This window comes from Polyangium mundeleinium (assembly GCF_028369105.1).
In the GTDB taxonomy this organism is placed as follows: domain Bacteria; phylum Myxococcota_A; class Polyangia; order Polyangiales; family Polyangiaceae; genus Polyangium; species Polyangium mundeleinium.
Genome location: NZ_JAQNDO010000001.1, coordinates 4210831 through 4235064 on the forward strand (window position 1 = coordinate 4210831; position 24234 = coordinate 4235064).

At 70.5% G+C, this 24234-nt stretch carries 14 protein-coding genes; 9 read left to right on the top strand and 5 right to left on the bottom strand.

The annotated features are described in order from the left end of the window. Positions 1-942 precede the first annotated feature (942 nt). Entirely contained in the window at positions 943-1911 is a 969-nt protein-coding gene (locus POL67_RS16915) for an AraC family transcriptional regulator (protein WP_271918398.1), read from the bottom strand. A gap of 123 nt (positions 1912-2034) precedes the next feature. Here POL67_RS16915 and POL67_RS16920 point away from each other — a divergent pair, with 123 nt between their 5' ends. The 3 genes from POL67_RS16920 to POL67_RS16930 all read left to right on the top strand — a co-directional run bounded on the left by POL67_RS16920 (position 2035) and on the right by POL67_RS16930 (position 4478). Further along, positions 2035-2478: a nuclear transport factor 2 family protein gene (locus tag POL67_RS16920; protein WP_271918399.1), complete on the top strand. Its 444-nt coding sequence runs from the start codon at positions 2035-2037 to the stop codon at positions 2476-2478. Beyond that, a complete protein-coding gene (locus POL67_RS16925; protein WP_271918400.1) occupies positions 2475-3338 on the top strand; it encodes a Rossmann-fold NAD(P)-binding domain-containing protein in 864 nt (287 codons plus the stop codon). Before POL67_RS16920 ends, POL67_RS16925 begins: the two co-directional genes overlap by 4 nt. 342 nt (positions 3339-3680) lie before the next feature. Further along, positions 3681-4478, top strand: a complete 798-nt coding sequence (locus POL67_RS16930; RefSeq protein WP_271918401.1) for a hypothetical protein — start codon at positions 3681-3683, stop codon at positions 4476-4478. A 44-nt stretch (positions 4479-4522) separates the two neighbouring features. On the opposite strand, the gene POL67_RS16935 is transcribed toward POL67_RS16930, so the two are convergent. Further along, on the bottom strand, positions 4523-8035 hold the full coding sequence (locus POL67_RS16935) for a hypothetical protein (RefSeq protein ID WP_271918402.1): 3513 nt from the start codon (positions 8033-8035) through the stop codon (positions 4523-4525). A gap of 113 nt (positions 8036-8148) precedes the next feature. Between POL67_RS16935 and POL67_RS16940 the strand changes: the two genes are divergently transcribed. The 4 genes from POL67_RS16940 (at position 8149) to POL67_RS16955 (ending at position 17203) form a co-directional block, all read left to right on the top strand. Beyond that, positions 8149-8811 carry an RNA polymerase sigma factor gene (locus POL67_RS16940; RefSeq protein ID WP_271918403.1) on the top strand — a complete coding sequence of 221 codons (663 nt, stop codon included), beginning with the start codon at positions 8149-8151 and terminating at the stop codon, positions 8809-8811. Then, positions 8808-11963 (top strand): CHAT domain-containing protein, encoded by a 3156-nt coding sequence (locus POL67_RS53635; protein ID WP_271918404.1) that lies wholly within the window; start codon positions 8808-8810, stop codon positions 11961-11963. The genes POL67_RS16940 and POL67_RS53635 overlap by 4 nt, the downstream gene beginning before the upstream one ends. Positions 11964-12131: 168 nt before the next feature. Beyond that, positions 12132-15050, top strand: a complete 2919-nt coding sequence (locus POL67_RS16950) for a hypothetical protein (protein ID WP_271918405.1) — start codon at positions 12132-12134, stop codon at positions 15048-15050. 74 nt (positions 15051-15124) lie between these two features. Further along, positions 15125-17203 carry a S8 family serine peptidase gene (locus POL67_RS16955; RefSeq protein WP_271918406.1) on the top strand — a complete coding sequence of 693 codons (2079 nt, stop codon included), beginning with the start codon at positions 15125-15127 and terminating at the stop codon, positions 17201-17203. Positions 17204-17209: 6 nt separating this feature from the next. Here the strand turns inward: POL67_RS16955 and POL67_RS16960 are convergent, their stop codons facing one another. Both POL67_RS16960 and POL67_RS16965 read right to left on the bottom strand, forming a co-directional pair. Beyond that, entirely contained in the window at positions 17210-18526 is a 1317-nt protein-coding gene (locus tag POL67_RS16960) for a lamin tail domain-containing protein (RefSeq protein ID WP_271918407.1), read from the bottom strand. Between the two features lie 106 nt (positions 18527-18632). Continuing rightward, positions 18633-19829 (bottom strand): cytochrome P450, encoded by a 1197-nt coding sequence (locus POL67_RS16965; protein ID WP_271918408.1) that lies wholly within the window; start codon positions 19827-19829, stop codon positions 18633-18635. Positions 19830-19880: 51 nt separating this feature from the next. On the opposite strand from POL67_RS16965, the gene POL67_RS16970 reads away from it, so the two are divergent. Further along, the gene (locus POL67_RS16970; protein ID WP_271918409.1) at positions 19881-20738 is read left to right on the top strand and encodes a hypothetical protein; all 858 of its coding nucleotides are present in this window, start codon (positions 19881-19883) and stop codon (positions 20736-20738) included. Positions 20739-20762: 24 nt separating this feature from the next. Continuing rightward, a complete protein-coding gene (locus POL67_RS16975; protein ID WP_271918410.1) occupies positions 20763-21566 on the top strand; it encodes a hypothetical protein in 804 nt (267 codons plus the stop codon). A gap of 104 nt (positions 21567-21670) precedes the next feature. Here the strand turns inward: POL67_RS16975 and POL67_RS16980 are convergent, their stop codons facing one another. Then, the gene (locus POL67_RS16980) at positions 21671-24226 is read right to left on the bottom strand and encodes a DUF2169 family type VI secretion system accessory protein (RefSeq protein ID WP_271918411.1); all 2556 of its coding nucleotides are present in this window, start codon (positions 24224-24226) and stop codon (positions 21671-21673) included. Positions 24227-24234: the final 8 nt, after the last annotated feature.

The following is a 24234-nucleotide window of genomic DNA, read 5'->3' on the forward strand; positions in this document are numbered from 1 at the left end:
GCCCACGCCTGCCCGCGTGACCACGTGGATTCCGCGGCGAACCCTTGATCGCTGATCTTCTTGTAGATCCGGCCCGCCCCGGGCCCCGGGCCGTCTTCGTGCTGGACGATGTGGTAGGTGCTGCCGTTGGGGCGCACGTTCTCCGCCATCACCGTCTTTGCGTGGGTCACGGCGTGCTCGTAGAGATCGCGCACCGGCCCGGACGCGGGGCGCCCTGCGAGGTCCCAGGCGAGCAAGGGCAACGCGACGTTCATCATGCTGTCGATGTACACGGGATAAGGCGCGACGTAATCGTTCGAGAGCGGAAATGCGCGGTAGGCGCCGACCGGCGCCGCGCCCGCATCAAAGAGCTGATCCAGCGCGAACGCGCTCCGCTGGATCGCGGCCCGCGCGCGGCTCCGCCAGATGCCGCCTGGATCGTCGCTCTCGCCCAGCACGGAGAGCGCCTCGCCGAACGTCGGGAGGAAACGAAACCCGAGATCATGGTCGATCGGGGTATTTTCGAGCGTCGCCAGGGTCGACGTCCATGCGAGCGCGGCTTTTCGCATCTGCGGGGCACGCCCGTGACGATAAAGCTCCCACACCACGCCCGGGAAAAAGCCGCTGCGCCAGTCCTCGACTGGCTTTTGCTCCCAGCGCCCGAGGTCGGGCGGCGCAGGTTTCGTCACGACCGGGAAACGGGAGGCGAAATGGTCGGGATCTGCGGCCATGAGCTCGTCGATCGTGGTGCGCGTCCGGGCTCCGGCGAAGAGGAAGACCTCGTCGATCTGCGTGCGCAGCGGAGACGCGGCGGATTCGCTTGGCGGCGCCTGGGACGTGCACGCCGGGAGCGGGAGGCTCAGCGCGGCGATGACGGGGACATTCCGACGGAGCCGGTACAAGGGCGCGTGCATGCCCCAGGTCTCGTGCCCCCGAGGGGCGACGTAAAGCCGCGGAAGGGCCCTACGGCTCGGCGAACGAAGGCGCGGCGCTCTGCCCCGGGCCGAACGAATCCGCCCCTGCGCGCGGTGACGCGTGCGCGCGCCGATGATCCCGCGGCCCTTTGCCGTGGGCGCGCGTAAATGCCCGCGTGAAGGCCGCCTCGCTGTCGTAACCGACGCGCGCCGCGATCACCTTGATGGGCAGCGCCGTCCCGGAGAGCAGCGCGGCCGCGCGGTCGAGGCGCAGGCGGCGCACGTAGCTGCCGAGCGGCTCGCCGAGCAGGGCCGTGGCGCGCGCCGCGAACGCCGAACGCGAGAGCCCGACCCGCCGCGCGAGCTCCCCGAGCTCCCAGCTTTGCTCAGGCGCGGCCCGCACCTCGGCGAGCGCGGCCGCGATGGGCTCGTCCTGCAGCGCCTCGCGGCCCGGCAGCGGCGAGGCCAGCGTGCGGAGCGCACAAGCAAACAGCGTGTGCCCAAACGCCTCCACGATTCCATCCCGCAAGGAAGGCGAGAGATCGGGCGCCTCGGCGAGCAGATGCAAAGTCTCGCCGAGCCACCGGGAGAGCCCCGGATGCGAGCCTTGCAGGTGCACGAGCGAGGGCAGGAGCGAGAGCCACGGCGCGCCCGCGGCGTCGAAGCGCAAATCGACGATGACGAGGCGGGTCTCGGGGGGCGCCTCGGTGCGTATCGTATTCGGTCCCGAGGGCCGGAGGGCCTTGCAATAAGCGTCGGCAAAGCCGAGGAGCGGGGTCGTGGGCTTGTCGCGGACCGAATGCGCGTCGCCGCGGGGCAAGAAGACGATCTCGCCTTGCTGGAGCGCGATCCGCTGGTCCTTTTGCCCGACCCAGCCGCCCCCGCGCAGGGCCGCGTAGACGCGCGCCTTGCCTTGCGAGGGGAGCTGTTTTCCCCATCGCGCGCCGAGATCGGCCTGCTGCACCTCGGTGCCTTGCAGGCGGAGCGTGCGTGCCAGCTCGTCGAATGCCGGGGGCATGCCGCGAGTCTAGCGTGGAGGGCCGGAGACGTCACGCGTGGACGCGCGGGCGTGTGATCCGGACGCGCGGCAAAGCCCCTCGCCCTTACCTTCCGGGCATCCCTCGAACGAAGGAGGACTCCCATGACGAGCACCGGACATCGCAACGCCGCGCAGGCCCTCGACGAGCACCTCGCGCTCATCTCCAAGGACATCCAGCGCTGGATCGAGCTCTTCGCGGACGACGCCGTGGTCGAGTTCCCCTATGCCCCGCCGGGGCTCCCGGCGCGGCTCGAAGGCAAGGCGGCGATCGACGCTTATTTCCGCCCCACGCCGCAGACCTTCGCCGGCCTCACGTTCAGCGACGTGCGCCGGTATGTCACGACGGATCCCGACGTCGCGCTGGCCGAGGTGCACGGTACGGCGCAGATCCCGGCCACCGGCAAGCGGTACGAGCAGGACTACATCATGGTGCTGCGGACGAGGGCGGGGAAGATCGTCCATTACCGTGAATACTGGAACGTCGGGCGCGCGCTCGAAGCGTTTGGCGATACGGACGCCGTGCGCAATGCCGTGGGGGCGTCATGAGCGGCCGTATCTTGATCACGGGCGGGACCGGCAACACCGGTCGTCGGATTGCCACGCGCCTCGGCGAGCTTGGTGTTTCCGCGCGCGTGGCGAGCCGCGGGGCGCCTGGGGCCGGCGGCGATCACGTGGGGTTCGACTGGGCCGACCCCGCGACGCACGGGCCCGCGCTCTCGGGCGTGGATCGCGTGTATCTGGTCGCGCCGGGGAACGTCGAGGACCCGTCGCCGCTCATGGTGCCCTTTCTCGAACGCGCGCTCGTGAGCGGCGTTAGGCGGTTCGTGCTCCTGAGCTCGTCGGCGATTCCCGAGGGCGCCCCGGGGCTCGGCACGGTGGATCGATTTCTGCGGGAGCGGGCGCCGGGCTTTGCGATCTTGAAGCCCTCGTGGTTCATGCAGAACTTCGTGGATCCAAAACACCCGCACGCGGCGAGCCTGATCGGCGAGGGAAAGGTGGTGACCTCGACGGGCGCGGGGCGCGTGGGGTTCGTGGACGCGGACGATATCGCGGAGGTCGCGGTGCGCGCGCTCGTGGACGAGACGCCGCACAATACGGCCCACGTGATCACGGGGCCCGAGGCGCTCGATTATGCGGCGGTGGCGGCGATCCTCGGGCGCGTGTCCGGCAGGCCGATGCAGCACGTGCACGTGGATGACGACGAGGCCCGGCGCCGGCTCATGGCCGCGGGCATCCCGGAGCCGTATGCCGCGCTGCTCGTCGGGCTCGACGCTGCGATCCGGGCAGGCGCGGAGGAGCGCGTGACGGAGACGGTCCTCCGCGTCACGGGGCGCGCGCCGCGCTCGTTCGAGGCGTTCGCGCAGGCGCATGCGCGGGTGTTTCGGGGCGGCGCCCGGGCCGTGTAGGATCCGCGGCGGAAGGCCACGAGGGGTCCCCAAATCTCGCCTTCCCGACCGCCGCGCCTCCGCCCCGTCGTTCCCGGATCCCCGAAGCGAGCGCCGCGAAGGCGTCCTTGGGTCGACGGAACCCCGAAGCGAGCGCCGCGAAGGCGTCCTTGGGTCGACGGAACCCCGAAGCGAGCGCCGCGAAGGCGTCCTTGGGTCGACGGAACCCCGGAGCGACCGCCGCGAAGGCTCGGCGTAACTTACGGAATGCATTCGCGACCGTCGGGATCGTGCCGATTCTCCAACGCCACGCCTCCGCGCTCGTCTCTCGCTTTTGCGCCGGGCCGAGATTGCCCGGTTGTCATGAGGGAGGTGTTTGTGGCGAAGAAGTCCAGGCAGATCGACAATCGCATGCAATCGAGCGGGCACGTCGTCAGCGCGGCGAAGGCGCACGCGGAGCAGGTGGCCGCGAAGCTCGCCGCGCGCGCGGTCTTCGTGCAAGGAGCGGATACGAAAGCGACGAAGGACGTTTTCCTGGTCCTGCTCCGGTTTCTCTCGGATACCCTGGGCGCCTCGGCCCAATCGCTCGACGCGGCCGAGCTGCGCGTCGTCGCGGAGCGCGCCGACGACGTGGGCCTGCGCGAGGAGCGCGATACGGCCACCGAGGACCTCGTCCGGATCGCTGTTCGGGTCCGATCGATGGTCGTGGACGCGCTCGGCGCGAACGCGCTCCGCGCGTACGGGCTGGAAGGCGAGACGCCGCGTGTTCCTCGGGATCTCGTGAGCCACGCGCGGAGCGTGGCGGGCCTGATGGCGCAAAAGCCGTTCGTGGTGACCGTCGACGGCGTCACGTTCGACAGCGCCGCGATGGCCGAGACGCTCGGGAAGAAGGCCGATGTGCTGGACAAGGCGCTCGAAAATATGCGGCGCGAGGAGCAGGAACTGGCGGATCAGCTCGGGCGACGGGATCAGCAGGTGCTCGCGTGGGTGGAGGAGCATCAAGGCATCGCGGATACGCTGGTCGGGTTGTTCCGGCTGGCGGGCCGAAAAGACCTTGCCGAGCGCGTGCGGCCGACGAGCCGGGCGCTCGCCGGGGAGGAAGTTACGCCGGCGGAGACGACGACGAGCGAGGCGCCGGCAGGCGGGCCTGTTTTGGGGTGAACGGGAGGCTCGGGGCCCGGAGCGATCGTTGACCGGTCCCCGCGTCAATTCATGGTTCGTCGCCGCCGCGCCCCGGCCTGCCGCCCCGCCGCGCCGAGGAGCACGACGAGCACGCAGGCCAGCGGCGCGAGCGGCGTCGCGCCCTGGCCTGCGGCCTGGCAGGTACAACCGCCGCCCACGGCCACGACACGGGGCTCGTCGTCCCCGCCGGCGCCCGTCGTAGCAGTCATCCCACCTGAGCCAGCCATTCCACCGCTGCCGGTCGCGCCGCCCGAGCCGCCCATTCCGCCTGCTCCGCCCATTCCCCCGCTGCCGCCCGCGCCGCCGCTGCCGCCTGCGCCGCCGCTGCCGCCTACGCCGCCGCTGCCGCCTGCGCCGCCGCTGCCGCCTACGCCGCCGCTGCCGCCTACGCCGCCGCTGCCGCCTACGCCGCCGCTGCCGCCTACGCCGCCGCTGCCGCCTACGCCGCCGCTGCCGCCCGCGCCGCCGCCTACGCCGCCGCTGCCGCCCCCGCCGCCGCCTGCGCCGCCCATTCCCCCGGCCCCACCCGCGCCGCCGCTGCCCGTGTTCTCCGTGAAATCGATCACCCGCGCCTGGACCCGCGCCGTACCGAGCGGCGCCTCCACGTAAAACGTCGAATACGTGACCAGCACCTTGCCGTCGTTCGTCGACGCGAGCGACGGCGGGCCCTTCGGCTTGTCGTCCGTCGTGATCGGCAAGCTCGTGACGACCGCGAGATTGCCGTCCAGCACGAGGGCCGCCTCGTCCGTCATCGTGGGGCCACAAGCCCGGTACGCGACGACGAGCCGGCCCCCATCCATCACCGCGCCCCGCTCCTCCAGCGCGAGGTAGGCGCAGCCGGGGTGGCTCGCGAGTTCGATCGGCGCCGCGTCCACGAGCGCCCCGGCCGGGCTCACCCGCGCCCCGACGAGCTTCTGCGCGGCCTTGTCGATCCAGACCACGACATGATTCGTCCCGTCAAACACCGTCGAGACGCCGCCGAAGCTGCCCGGACCCGCGAGCGTGAGCGGTGACGGGTCCAAAAGCGCGCCCATCGCATCGACCCGCGCCACGCGCACCGCCGACCCGTTCGACGGCTCCCACGCGACGAGGTGGTTCGTGCCATCGAACGACGCGCTCAGGGCGAGCGACGTCGCCTCCAGCGAGAGGACACTCCCGGAGGAGACCTGTCCCCCCGCATCCATCGTCAACGAGGCGAGCACATAGTCCCCGAGGTCCGTGTCGTACGCGGCGCCCACGGCGAGCGTCCGGCCCGCGCCGACGGAGAGCGCCACGCGCGCGCTCAGGTCGGAGAAATTCGTCAGCTCGATCGAGGGGGAGGAAGGATCGAGCACGACGCCCTGCGTATCCATCCGCTTCGCGAAGCTCGAACAGGTGGAAGAGTCATACCCGTTGTCGCAATTCGAAAACCCGAGGATCGTGCTCGTCCCGTCGAACGCGACGCTCGTGTGCGTCACGTCGCCCACCCCGTCCTCCACGAAAATGCCGTTGGGATCGAGGGAGAGGCCCGCCGGGGTGACACGCGCGGCAGAAAGGTTCGTGCCCCGCTGCAGCAGGAAATCACGCGCGTCGGACCACGCGACGACGAAGTTTTGCCCGTCGAAGGCCGCCGACGGCGACCGCTGGTCGTTCGCGCCCCCCGAGACCAGGATCGGCTCCGCGTCGAGCGCCGCGCCGGTCGGGTCGAAGCGCCGCGCCTGGATCGAATACCCGCCGGGGAAGAAGCCGTCGAAATACGCGTTCTGCCACACGACGAGCGCCTGCGACCCGTTCGAGGCGCCTTGCCCCTTCGCGCCCAGGTCCGTGTACGTCACGCCGCCCGGATCGAGCACCACGCCCTGCGGGGACACGCGCGCGCGGCGCAGCGGGTACGCGACGAAATCAGTCCAGTAATTGCACCATGTCACGACGGCGTTCGTGCCGTCCGTCGTCACGTCGATCTCCGTCAAGTCGTAGACCGGATCGCCGATGGCAATGCCGTCGGGATCCAGCACCTCGCCCTGCTGCGCGTCGAAGCGCGTCCCCTTGATTGTCGTCTCGTACGTGTCGTCGTCGTATTGGCCGTACGCGATGAAGTAATTTTGCCCGGTCCACACGGGCACCGGATCCCACGTGTCGAGAATCGGCGAAGGCGTCATGATCTCGATGCCCGCCGCATCCACGAGCGCGCCCTGGGCGTCGACGCGGTGTGCATACCCGGCCCCGCCCGTCTCGCGCAGGAGGAGCGCCCCTGCGCCGTTCGACGCGACGTCGAGCCGGTAGCCCGGACCCACCACGATCCCGCCCGGATCGAGGGCCTGCCCGGCCGGCGAGACGCGCCCGTACCGGCCCGTGTGATCGTCGATCCACGCCACGATGTAATTCGCGCCGTCATAAGCGACCCGCGTCTTTTGCTCGATCTTCGTCGATGTCGCGAGCGTGACCGGCGCGCCCACGGGCTTGCCGTTCGCGTCGAGGCGCTGGCCATAGACGCCCGCGCTGTAGATCATGAACGGGCTGCCCGTCTGGTACGTCAGGAGAAAGCCGTTCCCGTCGCTCGCGAGCGCGGGCTTGATCGGGTTCGAGCCTTCCACGACGGGAAACCCCGTCGCGTCGAGCACGGTGCCATCGGCGGCGATACGCGCCGCATAGATGCGCTTGTCCTGGATCGGATCGAGGTAACGATCCTCCTCCCAGGCGACGAGGTAATGGCTGCCGTTCGACGCGACCGCCGGCCGGAACCGCCGCCGCCCCGCCGGCAGGCCCGCGATGGGCGTATCGATCCCGAACTCCGGCGTGAGGAGCGGATCGAGCACCGCGGGATACGCCGACGACAGGAGCACGCGCTCCGGCACGCGCATCACGATGCGCCCCTCCTCGACGTGCACCGGGGCGCGCGTCTTTTTCCCCGTCGCGTCGATCCACGTCGCCCGGCCGAATCGCACGCCGATCCCCGTGGCCGCGTCGATGAAATGGTGGCCGTCGTGGGTCTCGCCGACGAACGCCTCGCCCGCGATATCGAGCGCGACCACGAGATCCCCTGATCCTTCGGGCGCGCGCGCAAACGAATACGAGAGCTCGACGCCGCCGTCCCGATTTTCGAGGTGCTCGTCGACCTCCCCGCGCGAAACGACGAGGTGCCCATCCGCCTCGACGCGCCCCGCGCCCGCCCCGCGCACGAGCTCGGCCCCGCCCCGCGTGACCCGCGCCGTCTTCACGTGCAGCGGCGCGCCGGCCCGCGGCGACGTGTGTGGCGACGCGGCCGGCGCGATCGGCACGATCGCGAAGCCGTCCGCCGTCGCCGCAATCTGGTGGGCGGACCCCGCGCCGACGAACCGGCCGTCCTCCGCCCGGAACCTCGCGCGCGACGCGCGGAGGCTCGCGTCGAGATCCAACGCGGGCGATAGCTTTGCCCCGGACGCCCGGCCCCCGCGCGCGCCGCCCTCGACCGGCGCGGGGCTCTCGCCGCGCGCGCACGCGGCGAGCAGGGCCGCCGCGAGGAGCAGGCTCACGCGATCGGCGAGAAAACGGAGGCGTGGGAAATCCTTGGGCATCATCCCACATCGATTACACGAAGCAGGCGGGCGCGGGAAGTGGCTCCACGCCCGCGCTTGCTCCCTGGGCGGAGCGGGTGGTATGAGCGGCAGAACGGGAAACCCCAGGAAGTTTCGTGTCGGAGAGCAGCGGCGCGCACGGTTCGTCGGAGATCGAGGCGCTCGTACGGGGCGCGCTCGGCGGGAGCCGTGCGTCCCAGCGCGTGCTCATCGAGGACGTGCTCGCGCCGGTCGTCCAGGCCCGCGTCGCCCGTGTCCTCGTCCGGCGCCTGAGCTCGAAGGGGGATCTGCGCACCGAGATGATGGATCTCTGCCAGCAGGTCTTCGTGCACGTCTTCGGCAATGACCTCCTCGCGCGCTGGGATCCGGCCGTGGGCCCGCTCGGCGCGTTCGTCGGGACCATCGCGGAGAACCACGTCCGCTCGATCCTGCGCAGCCGCGTCCGTAGCCCCTTCACCGAAATCGCGACCGAGCAGGAGGCCCTGGAGCTCGCGCTGCCCCGCGGCGAGCAGAGCCACGAGACCACGCTCGTCTCGCGCGAGGCGCTGCGGAGGCTCGAAGCCGAGCTCGACGACGAGGAGCGGGAGGGGTTTTTCGCGTTCTTCGTGGACGAGCGATCCATCGAGGAGATGTGCGTGGTCACAGGCAAGAGCCGGGAGGCGGTCTACAAGCAACGCCAGCGGCTCCGGGAGCGCGTGCGGCGGATCCTCGACGACGAGGCCGCGAGCTCGCGCCCCCCCGCGCGCGGGGCGCCGAGGACCCGGGAGGAGGGGCTGTGAGCAAAGAGCAGGATCCGCGGATCGAGGACCTCGCCCGGCGCGCGCGCGAGCGCGAAGAGAACGAGCTCGCCGAGCTTTTGCGCCCGCTCGACAAGGCCGAACGAAGCGCGCTCGCCGACGCCGTGTTCGCCACGATCGACGCGAAGCGCGCGCCGGAAGAAGCCCGGCCGGCGCCGGTCGTCCCGATCGAGAGGCCCACAAAGGCCGGCGTGCGGCGGAGGTTCGGGTTCGTCGGGGCGCTCATCGCCGCGGCGCTCGGGGCGCTCGCGCTTTTCGTCCTCTTGCGCCGGGACGCGCCGGCCCCGATCGCGGCGTACACGCTCTCCGTCGAGGGAGGCAACCAGGCCGAGCGGGGGGACAGGCCGCCGGAAGACGTGGTGATCCGGCTGGATCCAGCCTCGCGGCTCTCGCTCGCGTTGCGGCCTGAATCGCCCGTGGCGGGGGCGATCGCGGTGCGTGGTTTTCTCGTGCGGGAGGGCGCCGCGAGGGCGTGGGAGCCGCCCATGGTCGTCGGGGCGGGCGGCGTCGTGCGGATCGAGGGGACCGCGGCGGCGCTCTTCGGGGACGTGCCCGAGGGCGCGTGGGACGTCGTTTTGCTCGTGGGCCGCCCCGAGGCGCTCCCGGACGAAGCGACGCTCGCCAAGGCGGCGGCGTCCGGAGAAAACCTCGCCGGGCTGTCGACCCATCGGCTGCGGATCACGCTCTCGCGGCCACGCGGGGCGCTCGGCGGGGGCGGGGAGAACGAGGGCGCGCCGAAGCATCGAGCTTCCCCGTGCGCCGCGGTCCCGGCGGAGGTTCTCCCGGACGCCCTGGTGCAGGCGGAGGCGGCGCGGAAGCGCGGTGAGCTCGATCGGGCTTCGTCGCTCGTGGAGGGCGTGCTCGTGCAGGGGGCGCCGGACGCGAGGCGGGCCGCGATCCGGCAAAAGGCACGGATCCTCATGGCCACGCGCGGGCGGTTCGACGAAGCGGCCACGCTTTTTCGGGAGGCCATCACGCAGGATCACGCGGCGGGGCGGCTCGCGGACGCGCTCGACGATACGTTCGCGCTTTCGTACGGGCTCCTGCTGGACAAACGCGCGTTCGGCGAGGCGCGGGCCTTGCTCGACGGGCTCGGGCCGCTTCTTTCGGCTTGCCCCGAGGGAGCGCCCAAGGCGGCTTATTACAAGGGCCTCCTCGGGATCGAGACGGGGGATCTGCGCGCGGCGCTGGCCTCGTTTTCGGCCGCGGCGGCGGGCGCGGAGCGGCTCGGGCTCGACGCGTATCGGAGCGCGGTGCTGGAGCAGGAGGCCGAGGTGCTCGCGGTGCTCGGGCGGCACGAGGAGGCGGCGGCGCGGCTCGGGCAGGCGCGGGCGCTCGCGGGGCCCTCGGCGGACGCGTGCCGGCGCGCGCAGCTCGCGAGCAATGCCGGGTGGATCGCGCTCCGGGCCTCCGCGCGATCGGGGCGCGGGCTCGACGAAGCAAAACGGGGGCTGGAAGAGGCGCTCGTGATCACGCGCGAGGGCTGCCCGGCGGGGCTCGGGAACGTGCTCGTGAATCTGGCGCTCGTCGAGCATGAGAGGGGGCGCGGCGAGGAAGCGCGGGCGCGTTTGGAGGAAGCGAAGCGCGCGGGCGGCTGGGCCGAGCTCGGCGGGTGGCAACGGATGATCGAGGCGCGGCTGCTCCTGTCCGAGGGAAAAGCCAAGGACGCGCTCGCGGTACACGAGGCGCTGCGGGCCGAGGGGGAGCGGCTGCTCTTGCCCGAGCTCGTCTTCGAGGGGGCGCTCGGCCGGGCGGAGGCGCTCGCGGCGCTCGGACAACGCGGGGAAGCGCGCGCGGCGTTCGTGGAGGCCGAGACGGCGCTCGCGGCGTGGGGGCGGGGCGTGCCGCTCGGCGAGGGGCGGGGGTCGTTCCTCTCGGCGCGGCAGCGCGGCGCGCGGCTCTGGGTGGAGTTCTTGCTCCGCGAGGCGGAGCGGGGCGACGCGCGGGCCGCGCGGGAAGCGATGGAGGCGGCGCGGCGGTCGCTCGCGGGGTTCGTTCAGGCCTTTCATTGGGTGAACCGCGTGGGCGTGCTCCCCGCGGAGGCGCGAAGGCGCTGGGACGAGGCGGTGGCGGCGTATCGGCACGAGCGCGCGGTGCTGGAGGAGAAGGCCGCGGCGCGCGGGCCGGGGGCGGGGGGGCTCGAACCGGAGCGGGCGGCGCTGCGGGGCGCGCTCGATCGGGCGCTCGCGGCGCTCGGCGCGGGCGAGGCGCAAGATGCGGCGCCGCCCTTGTCCGTTCCGGCCGCGGAGGAGGCGCTTTTCGTGGTGCATCCGGCGCACGAGGGCCTCGCGGGGTTCGTGCTGACGGAGGGCGGGCGGAAGGTGGAGGCCCGGCGGCTCGGATCGCCGGAGCCTTCGAGCGCGCCGGCCGCGCGCGCCGAGGCGTGGCTTTCGCCTTTTCGAGGCGCCCTCGTCAACGTGCGTCGTGTGCGTCTGGTGTTGCCGGGGGAGCTTTTGTCCACGGATTGGCACGCGCTCCCGCTGGATGGAGCGCCGCTGATCGAGCGCGCGGAGGTCGTGTATTCGATGGATCTCGCGCCGCGGCCCGTGACGCCCGAAGGCGCGACGGCCGTGGTGATCGCCGATCCGACCGAGGATCTGCCCGGCGCGCGCGGGAGCGCGGGGGCGGTCGTCGCCGCGCTGGAGGCCCGGGGCTTGCGTGTCGTCTCGCTCCTCGGCGAGGCCGCGACCCACGAGGCCGTGCGGGACGCGCTGGAGCTGCCCTCCGTGCGGCTCTTGCATTACGCGGGGCATGCCACGTTCGAGGGGCCGGACGGGCTCGAAGCCTCGCTCCGCCTCGCCCGTCGGGGTCGTTTTTCGGTGGCCGACGTGATGGCGCTGGCCCGTGTCCCCGCGGTCGTGGTGCTCGCGGGCTGTGACACCGCGCGCGCCTCCGAGGTCGACGCGGCCGGCGGGGGGCTCGGCCTCGCGCAGGCGTTCCTCTTGAAGGGGGCGCGTGCCGCCGTCGCGACGCCCCGCCCGATGGGTGACGCGCTCGCCGAGCAGGCGACGCGCCTCCTCTACGCAGAACCCATCGAGCGCGACCCGGCCCACGCCCTGCGCGCCGTGACCCTCGCCCTGAAAAAGGCGTCGCCCGAGGCCGACTGGACCGCCTTGCGTCTGCTCGGGGAGTGAGCCAAGGCGCCCGCGAGATTTTTTTCGTCATCTCTGTCCAATCTCCGGACGGGGCGGCGTAAGGCTCGCCGAACACGCCGCGAGGTAGGCCCCGCGTGCGCGCCGCATGGCCGTGGCGCGCCCTCGGGGCGCGCTCGGGCTTTTTTCAAGAGGTGAGACATGGCTCGCATGTCGAAGAGGACGGTTCTGTCCACGCTCATCGGTGTATCCATTGTCGTGCCCTGCGCGACGGCCTTCGCGGACGTCGTGCTCGAGCCCAACGTCATCAAGGGACAGGCGCGTTTCTCCAACACGAACCCCAGCGTCGTCGCGCTCCTCCAGCAGCTCGGGATGAGCTCGGCCCAGGTGAGCGCCGGGAACTCGTCGCCCTCCGGGTATACCAGCAACACGAACGCGCTCGTCGGAACGCCGCTCTCGCGCAGCTTCGAGCTCTCCGCCGAATCGGGCGCCGGAGGGCCCGGCGGCGTCACGTACACCATGGGCGCGACGGGTTTTCTTTATGCCGCCGCGTGGTACCCCGCGTCCGGCCAGTACTGGTTCCAGCCTGTCCCCGGCGTCGTCCTCCAGCCGCTCGCGCAGCAGCCCGCCGGGACCACCGCGGACATCGTGGACTGCATCGGCCTCGTGCACGTCCGCTGGGGGCTCGACCCGCAGTGCAATACGCCGTTCACCATCGGCTCGGGCTCGATCCTGACGAGCTTCAGCGCGAGCAACTTCATGAACACCTCCGAGCATTACATCCTGCAGCGCGGAGACGCGAGCGAGAGCAAGCCGCTCTCCATCACCACGGGCAACGATCCGACGCAGAACACCATCACGTTCTCGGTGCAGCTCGACCTGCATCCGAAGTGCGACGACATCCAGGAGATCTGCATCGACATGTCGGCGTACCTCGACGGCGGCGGCGCGCTCGGCTCGCTCAAGGGCCCGTTCGACGTGCTCGGCGAGGTCGAGGAGGACAAGACGTTCATCAACGCCTTTAATGGCCCCTCCGGCAACCAGCGTTACGGGTATTTCTCGCCGCCCGAGATGCCCGTCGCCGCCCCGGCGACGTGGTGGACCCTGCCCAACATGGTCCCCGGCGATTACGAGGGATACGCGCAGGGCCTCGTCCGCACGGGACGCCTTGCGACGCACCTCACCACGCCGCGCATGGGACCGAGCAGGCCCGCAGGTCCGATGACGGTCCAGAGCGGGGTGATCTCCGATCTCCAGCAGAACATCGGCGGGCAGCTCCGGTATCCCTTCGTCATGGAGCCCGCCCGATTCGTGGGGAAGATCTACCTCGCCGATCCCTTCGTGGTGGCGAACGTCGGCGCTTACAGCTCGCTCTCGGCCCTGCGGTTCTCCGCCGATCCTCCCTATTCGAGCCAGTATCCCTGGGGGACCACCCTGCGGGCGCTGGATATCGATACCTACACGGGCCAGAGCACCACGTCGTTCGAAGGCTCGTTCGACCCGGCGAGCGGCGCGCTCGCGTCCGTGTACGATCAGCTCGTAGTCAATACGTACGACATCCCCACGCGGTGGATCCAGTCGGGCCTGATGCTCGATTTCGACGATCTGGCCGCCGAGCGCCAGGGCTTCATCACGATGCAGCGTGACAGCACGGACCACCTCCTCGGTCCGGGCGACGTCGCGCCCATCGACCACATGTATTGCTTCAACGAGGTCGAGCTCCCCTACTCGATCGCGAGCGGGCTCCTGTTCGATCCGTACGCCAAGGTGATGGGTGGGTTCAATGGCACGGACTGGATCGGAAGTTCCACGTCGTACTCGGTGCAGGGCACGTTCTACGGGTGGCCGAAGACCGAACCGAACGCCGCCACGAACGGCATGGTGCGCCTCGCGCTCCCCCAGGGAACGTATACGATCCAGCCTGGATCGAGCGTGAAGTCGGCCTCGGGCGCGATCAGCACCGCGACGTTCGCCGCGACCAAGCTCGATCTCGGCTGCGGGCAACGCGTCACGGTGTCGCCGGGCCTCAGCGTCTCGGCAGAGCTCCCGCTCTGCGCGGCCTCGGCCACGCCCGATGTCGTGGGCGCCGTAGCGAGCAGCGGCGTCCCTGTCGATCGCATCTGGTATACGGTCAACGGCGGTCCCGAGATCGACATCTGCGCCTCGAACTGCGGTGCCGATCCGCAATTCAGCGCGGCCCTGAGCCTCGCCGCCTGCGGCAACACGATCCAGGTCTTCGCGAGCGCGGGCGGACAAACCGCCTCGGTCACGACGCAGACGACGTGGGAGGATCCGAACGACGGCGTCGATTGCGAGGGCTCCTGCGAGCCGCCGCCGCCCTCCGGCGAGGCGTGCGCCTCCGTGGACGTGAAGCCGCTCGCCTGCGAGGGCGGCGGGGGTGGATATTCGCTGACGCTCGAGATCAAGAACGAGCTCGACGAGCCGATGACCTACGTGCTCCTGCCCGATCCGCACGTGTCCCCGAACGTCGTGACGTTGCCCGTGCCGCTCCAGCCCGGGGCGTCGACGAAGGTCACGGTGACGGTCTCCGGCGTCAATCCCGGCGCCGGGGTTTGCCTCAACCTGGGGATGTCGAATCCCTCGCAAAACGAATGCTGCTCGAAGGAGATCTGCTTCGACGTGCCGGCCTGCTGCTTCGCCGTCGCGGGGCAGAAGATCTCGTGTATCCCGGGCGCGCCGGGCGGGACGTTCGAGGGCTCGTTCAACTTCGAGAACCGCACGCTCGACACGATCGAGCACGTCTTCCTGTTCCCGCCGAGCGGCGTGACCGTTTCGCCGCAATACGTCGACGTCCCGTCCACGCCCCCGGGGGGCCTCGCGCACGTGGGTGGGCTCTCGTTCTCGGGCGCGACGCCCGGCGAGGAGCTTTGCCTCACCGTGGGGATTCACGATGAAGAGATGAACGAGTGCTGCACGGACGAGGTTTGTTTCCAGGTGCCGGAGCCTTGTGACAAGAAGGTCCCCGGCGATCCCCTGTCGCCGACGAAAAACCTCACCGCCGCCGAGAGCTGCTCCGTCGGCGCGGCGGGTGGTGAGCGAGGCTCCGTCGTTGGCCTCCTTCTCGGCCTCGTGGCCCTCGGCGGGCTCGCGCGACGCCGCCGCGCGTGAGGTCACGCGGATTCTGTGTCCAATCTCCACGGGGAGCGGCGTAGAGTCTTACGATCGCTCACCGTGGAGGTCTCGTGTCCCGCTTCCTGTCGTCCCGCCTCGGGCTTTCCTTGGTCGTCCTCGGCGCCGTGCTCGCCCCCGGATTCGCCTGCGTCCCCACGCCTGCGCCGTGTCCTCCCGCGGAGGACGACGCCGGCTGCACCGGCCAGCGCTGGATCTCCATCGGGAATCCCAGCGCCCCTTGTCCCGCCGATTCCCTCGGCATATGGGCGGAGGAAAAGCTCTTCAAGGGGCCGGTGGGCGGCCCTCCGCCCGCGCTCGCGCGGTATTGCGTCTACGAGTGGACCGGCGCGCGCGTGAACGGCCCGGGCGCGACGCAATGCTTGCCGTACGGCCCGAATGGACCGGGGGATGACGAGATCAATCACCTCCAGACGGTCGTCGCGGCGGGCGCGGAGCTCGGCGAGGACTGCATCGACACGGCGCCGCTCGGCTTCGAGGAGGACGCCGCGGGCTGGGCGCGCAAATCGCTCAATCGACGGGCTGGCGGCGTCGATTCGCTGGCGCCGTCCGCCATGGATCCCACGCTCCCGCGCCCGGTACGGGTCGTTGTCGCCGACACGTCGCCCGACGCGCTCTCCGGAGGCATTGCCGTCGGCCAGAGCCGGCACGGCGATACCGTGGCGCACGTCGCCCGTGATCTCGCGTGTCCAAACAGCGAGGCGGCCCCTTGCGCGGCCCACGTCACGACGGCGCTCGGTTTGCCCCGCGAAGACCTCGCGAATCCCCTGGTCACCTCGCCGGCGCAGGGCGGGTTTTTCGGCACGGAGGGGGATCTCGCGCAGGCCATCGAGCGGAGCGTGCTCTCCTGGCGTACCGAGGTCGCCGCGGGGCAGGGTGATCCGCGGCTCGTCATCAATCTGAGCGTCGGCTGGGAGGACGATCCGGAGCGGAGCAATTGCGCGCCCGAAAAGCTCGCGCAGAATCCCGATTTGCTCGCGCCGCCCGCGCGCGCCGTGCTCGATGCGATGCGGTATGCCGCGTGCCACGGCGCGCTCCTCCTCGCGGCCGCGGGCAACGATACCGGCGGCCCCACGCCGCCGAGCGGCCTCGTGTGTCCTGCGCGCTGGGAGGTGATCTCGACGCCCGACGCGGCGACGTGCGACGCGCTCGTCGGCGCCAAGTTCATCGCGGCGTGGGCCGAGCGATGGCCGAACTTCCCGCGCAGGCCCGCGTCCGCGCAGGCCTACGATCGCGTCGTGTATGCCGTCGGCGGCGTCGATTACAACGACGCCCCCCTCGTCCCGCCGCGCCCGCTCGCGCGCCCGCGCATCGCGGCCCTCGGCCTGCTCGCGGCCGGCTGGGATATGTCGTCGAATGCCGCGGTCACGCCCAATACGAACGGGCAACCCCCCACGGCGCCGCCGCTCTTGACGGGCACGTCCGTCGCGACGGCGGTCGCCAGCGCGATCGCCGCGGGCAGGTGGGCGTACAACCCCGCGGCCACAGCGCCCGAGATCCTCGACGCGATCTATCAATCGGGCGTCGTGCTCCAGCAAAACGGCTCGAACATCCGCGCGGATCCGGATACGTGCGTCGGGACGAACGACTGCGCCGTGCGCCGCCTCTCCTTGTGCCGTGCCCTCGGCGTGCCTTGCGACGACGCCGCGCCCGTGGGGGCACAGAATGATCCGTTGCCCAATCCGGCCCTGGCGTCCACGCTCTTGACCACGCTCGCGGGGGAGTTCAATGCGGCGCTCGTCGCGCAGGCGTCGTTCCCGGACACGTTGTCCATTCCGAGCACACGCCACCCGACGGTCGCCGCCTCGCCGTGGACGTTCCCGCAGCCGAACTGGCCTGCGTGCCCGGCTTGCGTGCTGGCCGTGAATGGCCCGAACGACGTGGTCCTTTATGCGAGGCCTGGCGTCACGATGACCGACCTCACGCTCGTGCTCGTCGATCGCCAGGGCAGCCTTCGCTCGGCGCGCGTGGCGGCCACGGCGCAGCGGAATGATGCCCTGCGGATCGCGATCACGCAGCAGACCGGGTTTTCCGTGGCCGGCACGCGCAGCGTGTGGCTGTCGGGGACGGCGAGGACGCAGAGCGGGACCCCGGTCTCCGTCGTCCAGCAAATCGCGGTGACCGGGCTCTGAGCGGGATCAAGGGCGGAATCGGACGGCCTCGCCCCGCCGGGTGGGGCCGTAGCTCGCCGCGGAGACGAGCGTGTTCCGGTCATAAAGGAGGATGGTCCCGCCGCGATTGCCGAGCGCCATGCCCCCTTCGACGTCGCGGCGCACCTCGATCTCGATGTCCTCGCCCGCACCGATCGTCCCTCCGAGCGGCGCGGGGCGCGCCATGCGATCCCGCAAGGTCCAGCCCGAAAGATCAATGGCCTCCGCGGACACGTTGCGGAGGCGAATCCATTCCTTCCCGCTGTCAGGGTTCGGCATCGCCTCCTCGATGACGACCGGCCCCTCGTTGCGTAGAGCCGCTCGTACGGGCCGGATCACGGCAGGCCCTTCCTCCAGCGCATCGGCCCTGCCGTCCCCGACGAAGACCGGATAAAGGGATCGAATGTGGTCGCCGAGGGAGCCGTCTTCACGGACGTCGCGGTAAAGGACGAGATCGTAGGTCTCGTCGTGGATCCGGATGCGCCGCCGGTTGTCCTCGAAGAGGCCTGCCACGCTCTCGTGGAAAGCGACGGCGCCGATGGCGATGTCGAACGCGGGGCTCGTGCCGATGAAGAATCCGCCGATCCTCTTGAACAGCTCGGCTCGCACCGTCCCCGATAGGTCGGTGTAGTACAAGAGCATCTGGAGCGTCACCGAGCTCGGCGCCGAGTGATGGTCGAGGTGGCGCACGCCGCACTGGTATCCCAGATAGTTTACGCGCCGGTGGGACTCGTCCAGGTAAAACTTGACCCACGAATGGTACCCGGAGAGCTCGCCCAGCGCCTCGATGCCGCGACGTGGATCGTACCGGCCTTCCCCCACGAAGACGTGCTCGAACGCCGAGGCGTCCTCCAGAATACGGCGGTTATAATGGTTCGTGTAGGTCTGAAACCAGAGGTCCCGCAGGTGTTCCTGGAGATTCGCCTCGGAGAGCGCGTGCCCGAGCTCCTCGCGAATGTACACGAGCGCTCGTTGCATCACGGGCGTCCGGGCGACGATTCGAAGGAAATCGTGGATCTCCCGCTCTTCTTCCGGCGACTCGCTCTCCGGGGCGTACGGGTCGAGGATGTAATTGTCGAGGAGAGCGAGGAGCGCCGCATACGTCGGCCTGCGCAGGACGGCCGGATCGACGTAGGCGAAGAGCGGGCGCGTCGCGAGGTCCACGTGGCGCTTGCCGGAAGCGCAGCCCTGGAGATCGAGCTTGATGTCGGCGTCCTCCGGAATCCACGTGCTCTCGGCCGTTCGGGCCGCGACGTGGCATCCCTCGTGCGCCTGATCGAGGTCCCACAGCTCCTCGTAGATCATAGGTCCCCCCCAGAGATATCTATGGTCGAGGAGGCCCGGCTGCCATCCCTTCCGAGCGCCCGTCCCGCCCTGAAATCCCGAGAGATCCTGGCAGGAGGCCGTACGTTCAGGCGGAATGCAGCACGATGGGCAACGAGCCGGGGCCACGCACCAAAAGCGTGCGGTGCCAGGCCATCGGCTCGGGGCCGGGGGAGATGCGGCGCGCGCGATCGAAGAGCGCCTCCAGCGCGAGGCGCCCCTCCATGCGCGCGAGCTGCGCGCCGAGGCAAAAATGCACGCCGTGGCCGAAGGGCAGGTTCTTCGCGCCGGGCCGCTCCAGGTTGAAGTGGCCCGCGTCCGGGAACTGGGATTCGTCGCGGTTGGCCGAGCCGACCATCACGAGCAGCGGCGCGCCTTTGGGCAATGTCACGCCGCCGAGCTCGACCTCCGCGGTCGTCGTGCGGGGCACCGCGTGGAGCGGCGGCTCGTACCGCAGCACCTCGTCGATGAAGGCAGGGAGGAGCGACCGATCCGCGCGTAGCTTCTCCCAAAGCTCCGGCCGTTCGAGGAGGATCACGAGCGAGGTGCCGAGCATGTTCACCGCGGTCTCGATGCCGCCCACGAGGAGCAAGGTCATGAAGGCAATCAGCTCGTCCTCGGTCAGGGCCTCGCCGTCGACCTTGGCCGCGAGCAGGTCACTCACGAGATCCTCGGCGGGCGCGGCCCGGCGTTCTTCCAAGAGCTCGCCGAAATAACGCCGCAGGTCCGCCACGGCGTCGCGGGCGAGCTGCATGCGATCGTGTTCGTCCGGACGCACCGTGGTGACGCCGCCGGTGATGAGGTCCGCCCATCGCTTGAGGCGCGCGTGAAGCGAGGGGGAGAGCCCCATCAGGTCGCCGATGACGAAGGCCGGAATTCGCAGGGCATAAGGCGGCATGATATCGACGGGCTCTCCGAGCGGCAGCTCGGCGACGGCTTGCTCGGCAAATGCCCGCACGCGTGGCTCCACCCGCGCCATGGCGAAGGTGCCAAAGGCCTTCGAGACGAGCGCGCGGAGCCGCCCGTGCTGGGGCGGATCCATGGTGATCATCGAATCGGCGAACGGATTGCCGCCGAGCCACGGCGGGTTCACCGCCAGGCCAAAGCCGCGCGAGGAAAAGAGCTCGGGATGCTTGAGCACGAAGAGGACGTCGTCGTGCCGCGTGACGGCCCACATGCCACCCGGGTCCACCTGACATACGGGCGCGTCGCGGCGCATCTCCGCATAAACCGGGTAGGGATGGGTCCGGAACTCCGGCGAGAGCACGTTGTAACGGAACGTCATGAAGGAACTCCAAGGTGGAAGGTCGACGCGCTCCGGCGCGTTGGCGCCGCCATGCCCGTGCTCCCTACCGCGACCCGGCAGAAAGGCAAACCCCAGGCCGCGCTCATGATAGCCGCAGCCCTGGTCGCGTCCGGCTGTTCGCGTCGGGAGAGCAGGGATCCCGCGCCTTCCGCCGGGCCGGAGGCGCCCGTGGCTGCGTCCGCGCCGCCCCCCGAAGTTTCGGCCGAGGCCGCGCCGAGCGCTTCCGTCGCCGCCGCCGCGCCGCCGTGCGCGGGGGCCGAGGCGCGCCCCGGCGTGGAGGCCCACGAGGGCCATATCTATTATTGCGCGCAGGATGGATCCGCGCGCAAGTTGACCGATTCGGGGAAAGACAACTCGCCCGCGCTCTCTCCGGATGGGAAGCGGGTCGTCTTCGTGCGAGCCGAGGGGATTTCGCCCGCCGATGAGGACGGCATTCGGGTCACCGACAACCGCATTCTGCTCCACGACCTCGCATCCGGACAGACCCGTGAGATCGCGAAAAACGGCATGTGCCTGAGCTTGTGGTCCCCGGTCTTCGCGTTCGACGATCTGGTCTTGATCGACGCGCGGGGCTACGAGATTCCCCGGTATACCCACACGAGCGTCTGCGGCGTCGACCTCCGGGAAAAAACGCCCGTGGTGAAGGCCGTCGCGGGAGGGACCGATTGCGTCGTCGCCATTCGCACCGGGCCCTATCGAGGTCATCTCTACGCCGAGGGCTGGCGTAGTCCCGGCCCCACGGAATCTCACGAGATCGTCGATCGCGCGGGGCGCTCTGTGCGTCAGCTCGAAGCTTCGGCCTTCACCGACGATCCCCCCGAGGGACCGGGGGCCCAGACCGGGGCCTTCTGTCGTCCCCCACGGCGGCTCGATTTTCACAAGAAGTGAGCCCGCCATGATAGAGTGCGGACGATGCTCCGCAACCAACGCCTCGTTCTCGGCGCCGCGCTCTCCGCATTCAGTTTGAGCTGCAACGTCATCTCGCCACCACCCTTGCTGCCGAACCTCGCGAGGATCGCGCCGAACGAGCCGGGCGACATGCGGGTCATGCTCGTCGTGGGGCTCGGCGCGGGGATCTGGGTCGACGGCGGGGTCGGGGCCGAGCTGCGGGTCGAATCCCAGGTCAACGAATGGGCGACCGTGGGCGGTGGGCTCTCGGGCGCGCTCAATCTGGACTACGACGACGCCGATCCCGCGTCGGCCTTCATCCCCCGGCACAATCATCCACGCTTTCTTTATGCGGCGCGGACGTGGGGGCGGTTCAATCCGGGGGAGCTCGATTGGTTCGCGCTGAAGGCAGGCGTGGGGATCACGGGCACGAACAAGGGGACGGTCGCGCTGACGCTCGACGGCGCACCGCTGTTCGGCCATTCATTCGAGGTCGGCGGGGAAGCGGGGAGCGCGCCCTGGCTCGTGAGCCCGTACGGCGGGCCCGTCGTGGCTCTGTCGGTCCCCCTGCGGCAGGGGGAAAACATCATGGACCAAAAAGTCTCGCTGGGGCTCGGGCCCGATATGCATTCGACGAGCCACAGGGAGCCGGTGCCGTTCACCACGACGTTTTTCGTGGGCGCGCAAGGAGGGCTCGCTGTGGACGCGCCCGGCGCCCCTGCCTGGACCGGGGCGCTGGAGATTCTCTCGTTGCTCGGGATCTCGGACACGCATGCCGCGGTGCTCATGGGCATTGCGACGGGGCAAGGCGTGCGCGTGCGTCCGTGAGCGGACGATCCTTCATCGTTTCGGGCGGCCCGCCACGGTGCGCGTGAGCGCGAGCACGCGGAGCGCGACGATCTGCGACTCACTCTGATCTTGCTGCGGCAAGGCTAAGGCGATGAGGCGGGCCGAGAACCTCGAAAAGAGCGGCAGCTTCTTCGCGAGGTCGATCGGCAGGTAGGTCGGGATGCCTTTGTCCGCCATCGGTCCGTGGAGCAACGCCCGGATCCATTCGGCGCCGGAGAGCTCGCGTTCTGGTACTTGCGTCGCTCGAGCAGCACCCGCCGCGAATGCACGTCGAGGTAATCGGGCGGGAGCATGCGGTTTGCCTTCGCCCACGCCTCGCGCACGCGGAGCGAGAAGCTCGCTGCGACCTCGGCGGAGCTGCCGAGTGGTGTGCCGCGCGCCTCGTTCGCGAGATCGAGCGTCTCCTTGAGTTTCTTGTCGCCCACCGCGAGCGGCGCGGCCGCGCTCGACAAGACTTCGAGGAGCTCGATTTCGTCGAAGGGGAATTCGAGATCCCCCGCGACGACGAGGAGCGGTGGTTCGAGCACGCCGTCGTCGTTGACCGCCGAGAAGAGCGCATTCTCCACGTCGAGCGTGGGCGTGGCCCGCGTGAGGACCTTGGAGACGCGGGATTTGTCGTCCTTCGCTTTTTCCTCCGGGGTCTTTTCTTTCTTGCGCTCGGGCTTCTTGCGAGGCTTGGGCGGCGGAGCCTCCGGATCCTCGTCGTTCCACGGGTCCTCGGAGGCCTCGTTGGCGGGCTCTTCGGGAGCAGGCGCCGCTGGTTCGATAAGGGGCTTCCAGGTTTCCTGTTCGGAGAGCCGCGGGGGAAGCTCGGGCGCGAACCACAGGAGATCAACGAGAAAACCCGCGGTCGTCGGCGCCGCGGCAGCGGGTTTGTCGCGCCGCTCCTTTTCGCGTTCGTCCTCCGCGGGCGCTGTTGCGGCGGCGGCATGGGAGGCCTCGGCCGCGCCGAGGAATGCCGCTGTGGCGAGGACACGCGGATCGGTCTTGGCGGGGCGCGAACGGTCCTTTTCGATCGGGGCCGGCGGCGCGGCGGGCGGCGGGGCCTCGGGCGCGGGGCGCGCCTTTTGCGCGGCGAGCACCGCCGCTTGCCCCACCGTGGTGCCGGCAGGGCGCGCGACGGGCGGCGGCTGCATCGGGAGGGCGGGCGCGGGCGGCGCCGAATGCGGGACGACGACGCCCGGGAGTGACGGGGCCTGCGGGCGCAAAGGCGCGGGCGCGAGGTGCGTCTGCGGCGGCGTCGTCAGGGGAGGAGGCGGCGGCGCTGCCATGGGCGGCGGTGGGGCCACGACCGGCGGCGGCGTGGTCCTGGGCGGCGCGGGCGCAGGCGCAGGCGCGGGCGTCTTCGTCCCGGCGAGCCACGTCGGTATTGCATGACGAGGAATGGTCTCGACGAACACCGCGGTGTCCTGCTGATCTTCGGGCGGCACTTGGGGAGGCGGCACTTGGGGAGGCGGCGCTTTGGGGGGCGGCGCTTTGGGGGGCGGCGGCGGAGCGGCCAGGCCCGGGGCAGCGAAGGGCAAGGCCGGCGAGGCCTTGAAGGGCAGGGGATTCATGCCGAGGCCCTGGAGGCTGTCGGCCGTCGTCTGCGTGAGATCGAGATCGTCATCGTCTTCTATCGAAGGCGCCGGTTCGGGCGTGGCGCGGGGCGGTTCGGGGAAACGCGCGGGTTCGCCCGGGTACTCGACCCCGATGAAGATGCGGCCCGGCTGATCACGGCCGTCGAGGGGGATTTGCGCGCGGAACGTGAGGCTCGCGATGGCGCGGTTCGTGTCTATCCACAAGGTGTCGGGGACGAGATCGGGCTCCCAGGGCGGCAGGCCTTCGATCTCCACGCGCATGCGCGGCTTGATCCCCGGCAGGCGCGTGGAGAATCGCTCGATCTCCGGGTGCATGTTTTCGAGCAAAAGGGGCTCGTCCGGCCGCAGCTCGGAGACGAGCTGATCCGGCGGCGCGCTCTGGAAATACGAGCCGTCGAAGTCCATCCCGAGCGGCGTCTCGGTCCAGGTGTTGTTCGCGAACGCCCCCACGAGCGCGCCGAGCTTGGCGCTGCGGACGAGCCACCGCGAAGCAATGGGGCCGAACCCGACCGGGGGGATCGGGCGGGAGACGTCCGCATCCATGAGCCCGGGGGGCTTCAGGTTTGGCAAGGTACGCCGCCCGTACGCGTCGACGACGGACGGGTCGATCCCGACGGGATTCCACGAATCCTCGCCGCCGGCGGCGCGCTCGTAGCGGAGGGGCATCTGCGTCCATTTGGGCCCCTCCGAGACGGCGCCGTCCCTCGTGACCGTGCGCGCGCCGAGGACCTCGATCGATTTGTCGACGTCCGCGACGACGAGCCTCGCGAAGAGCGAACGCACGGGCTCCCGCCGCGGCGCGAACGCGCTGCCGACGAGCACGACCTCCGGCCGGGGCTTGGTGGGCGCGAGGTCGCTCGGGGCATAAACGCATTTGCCCGGGTCGTCGTCCCAGTGGTTGTCGCGCTCGTTGATGCCCTCGGGCTCGGTCGCCACGATCGACGTGCCGGGCTTGAGCGCGTACGTCAGCTTGCAGACGACCGTGAGCGACCATTGCCCCGGCTGCTCCTGCCACGTGACAGAGCCCGTGAGAACGGGCGGGAGGGTGATGATCTCCATGAATACGA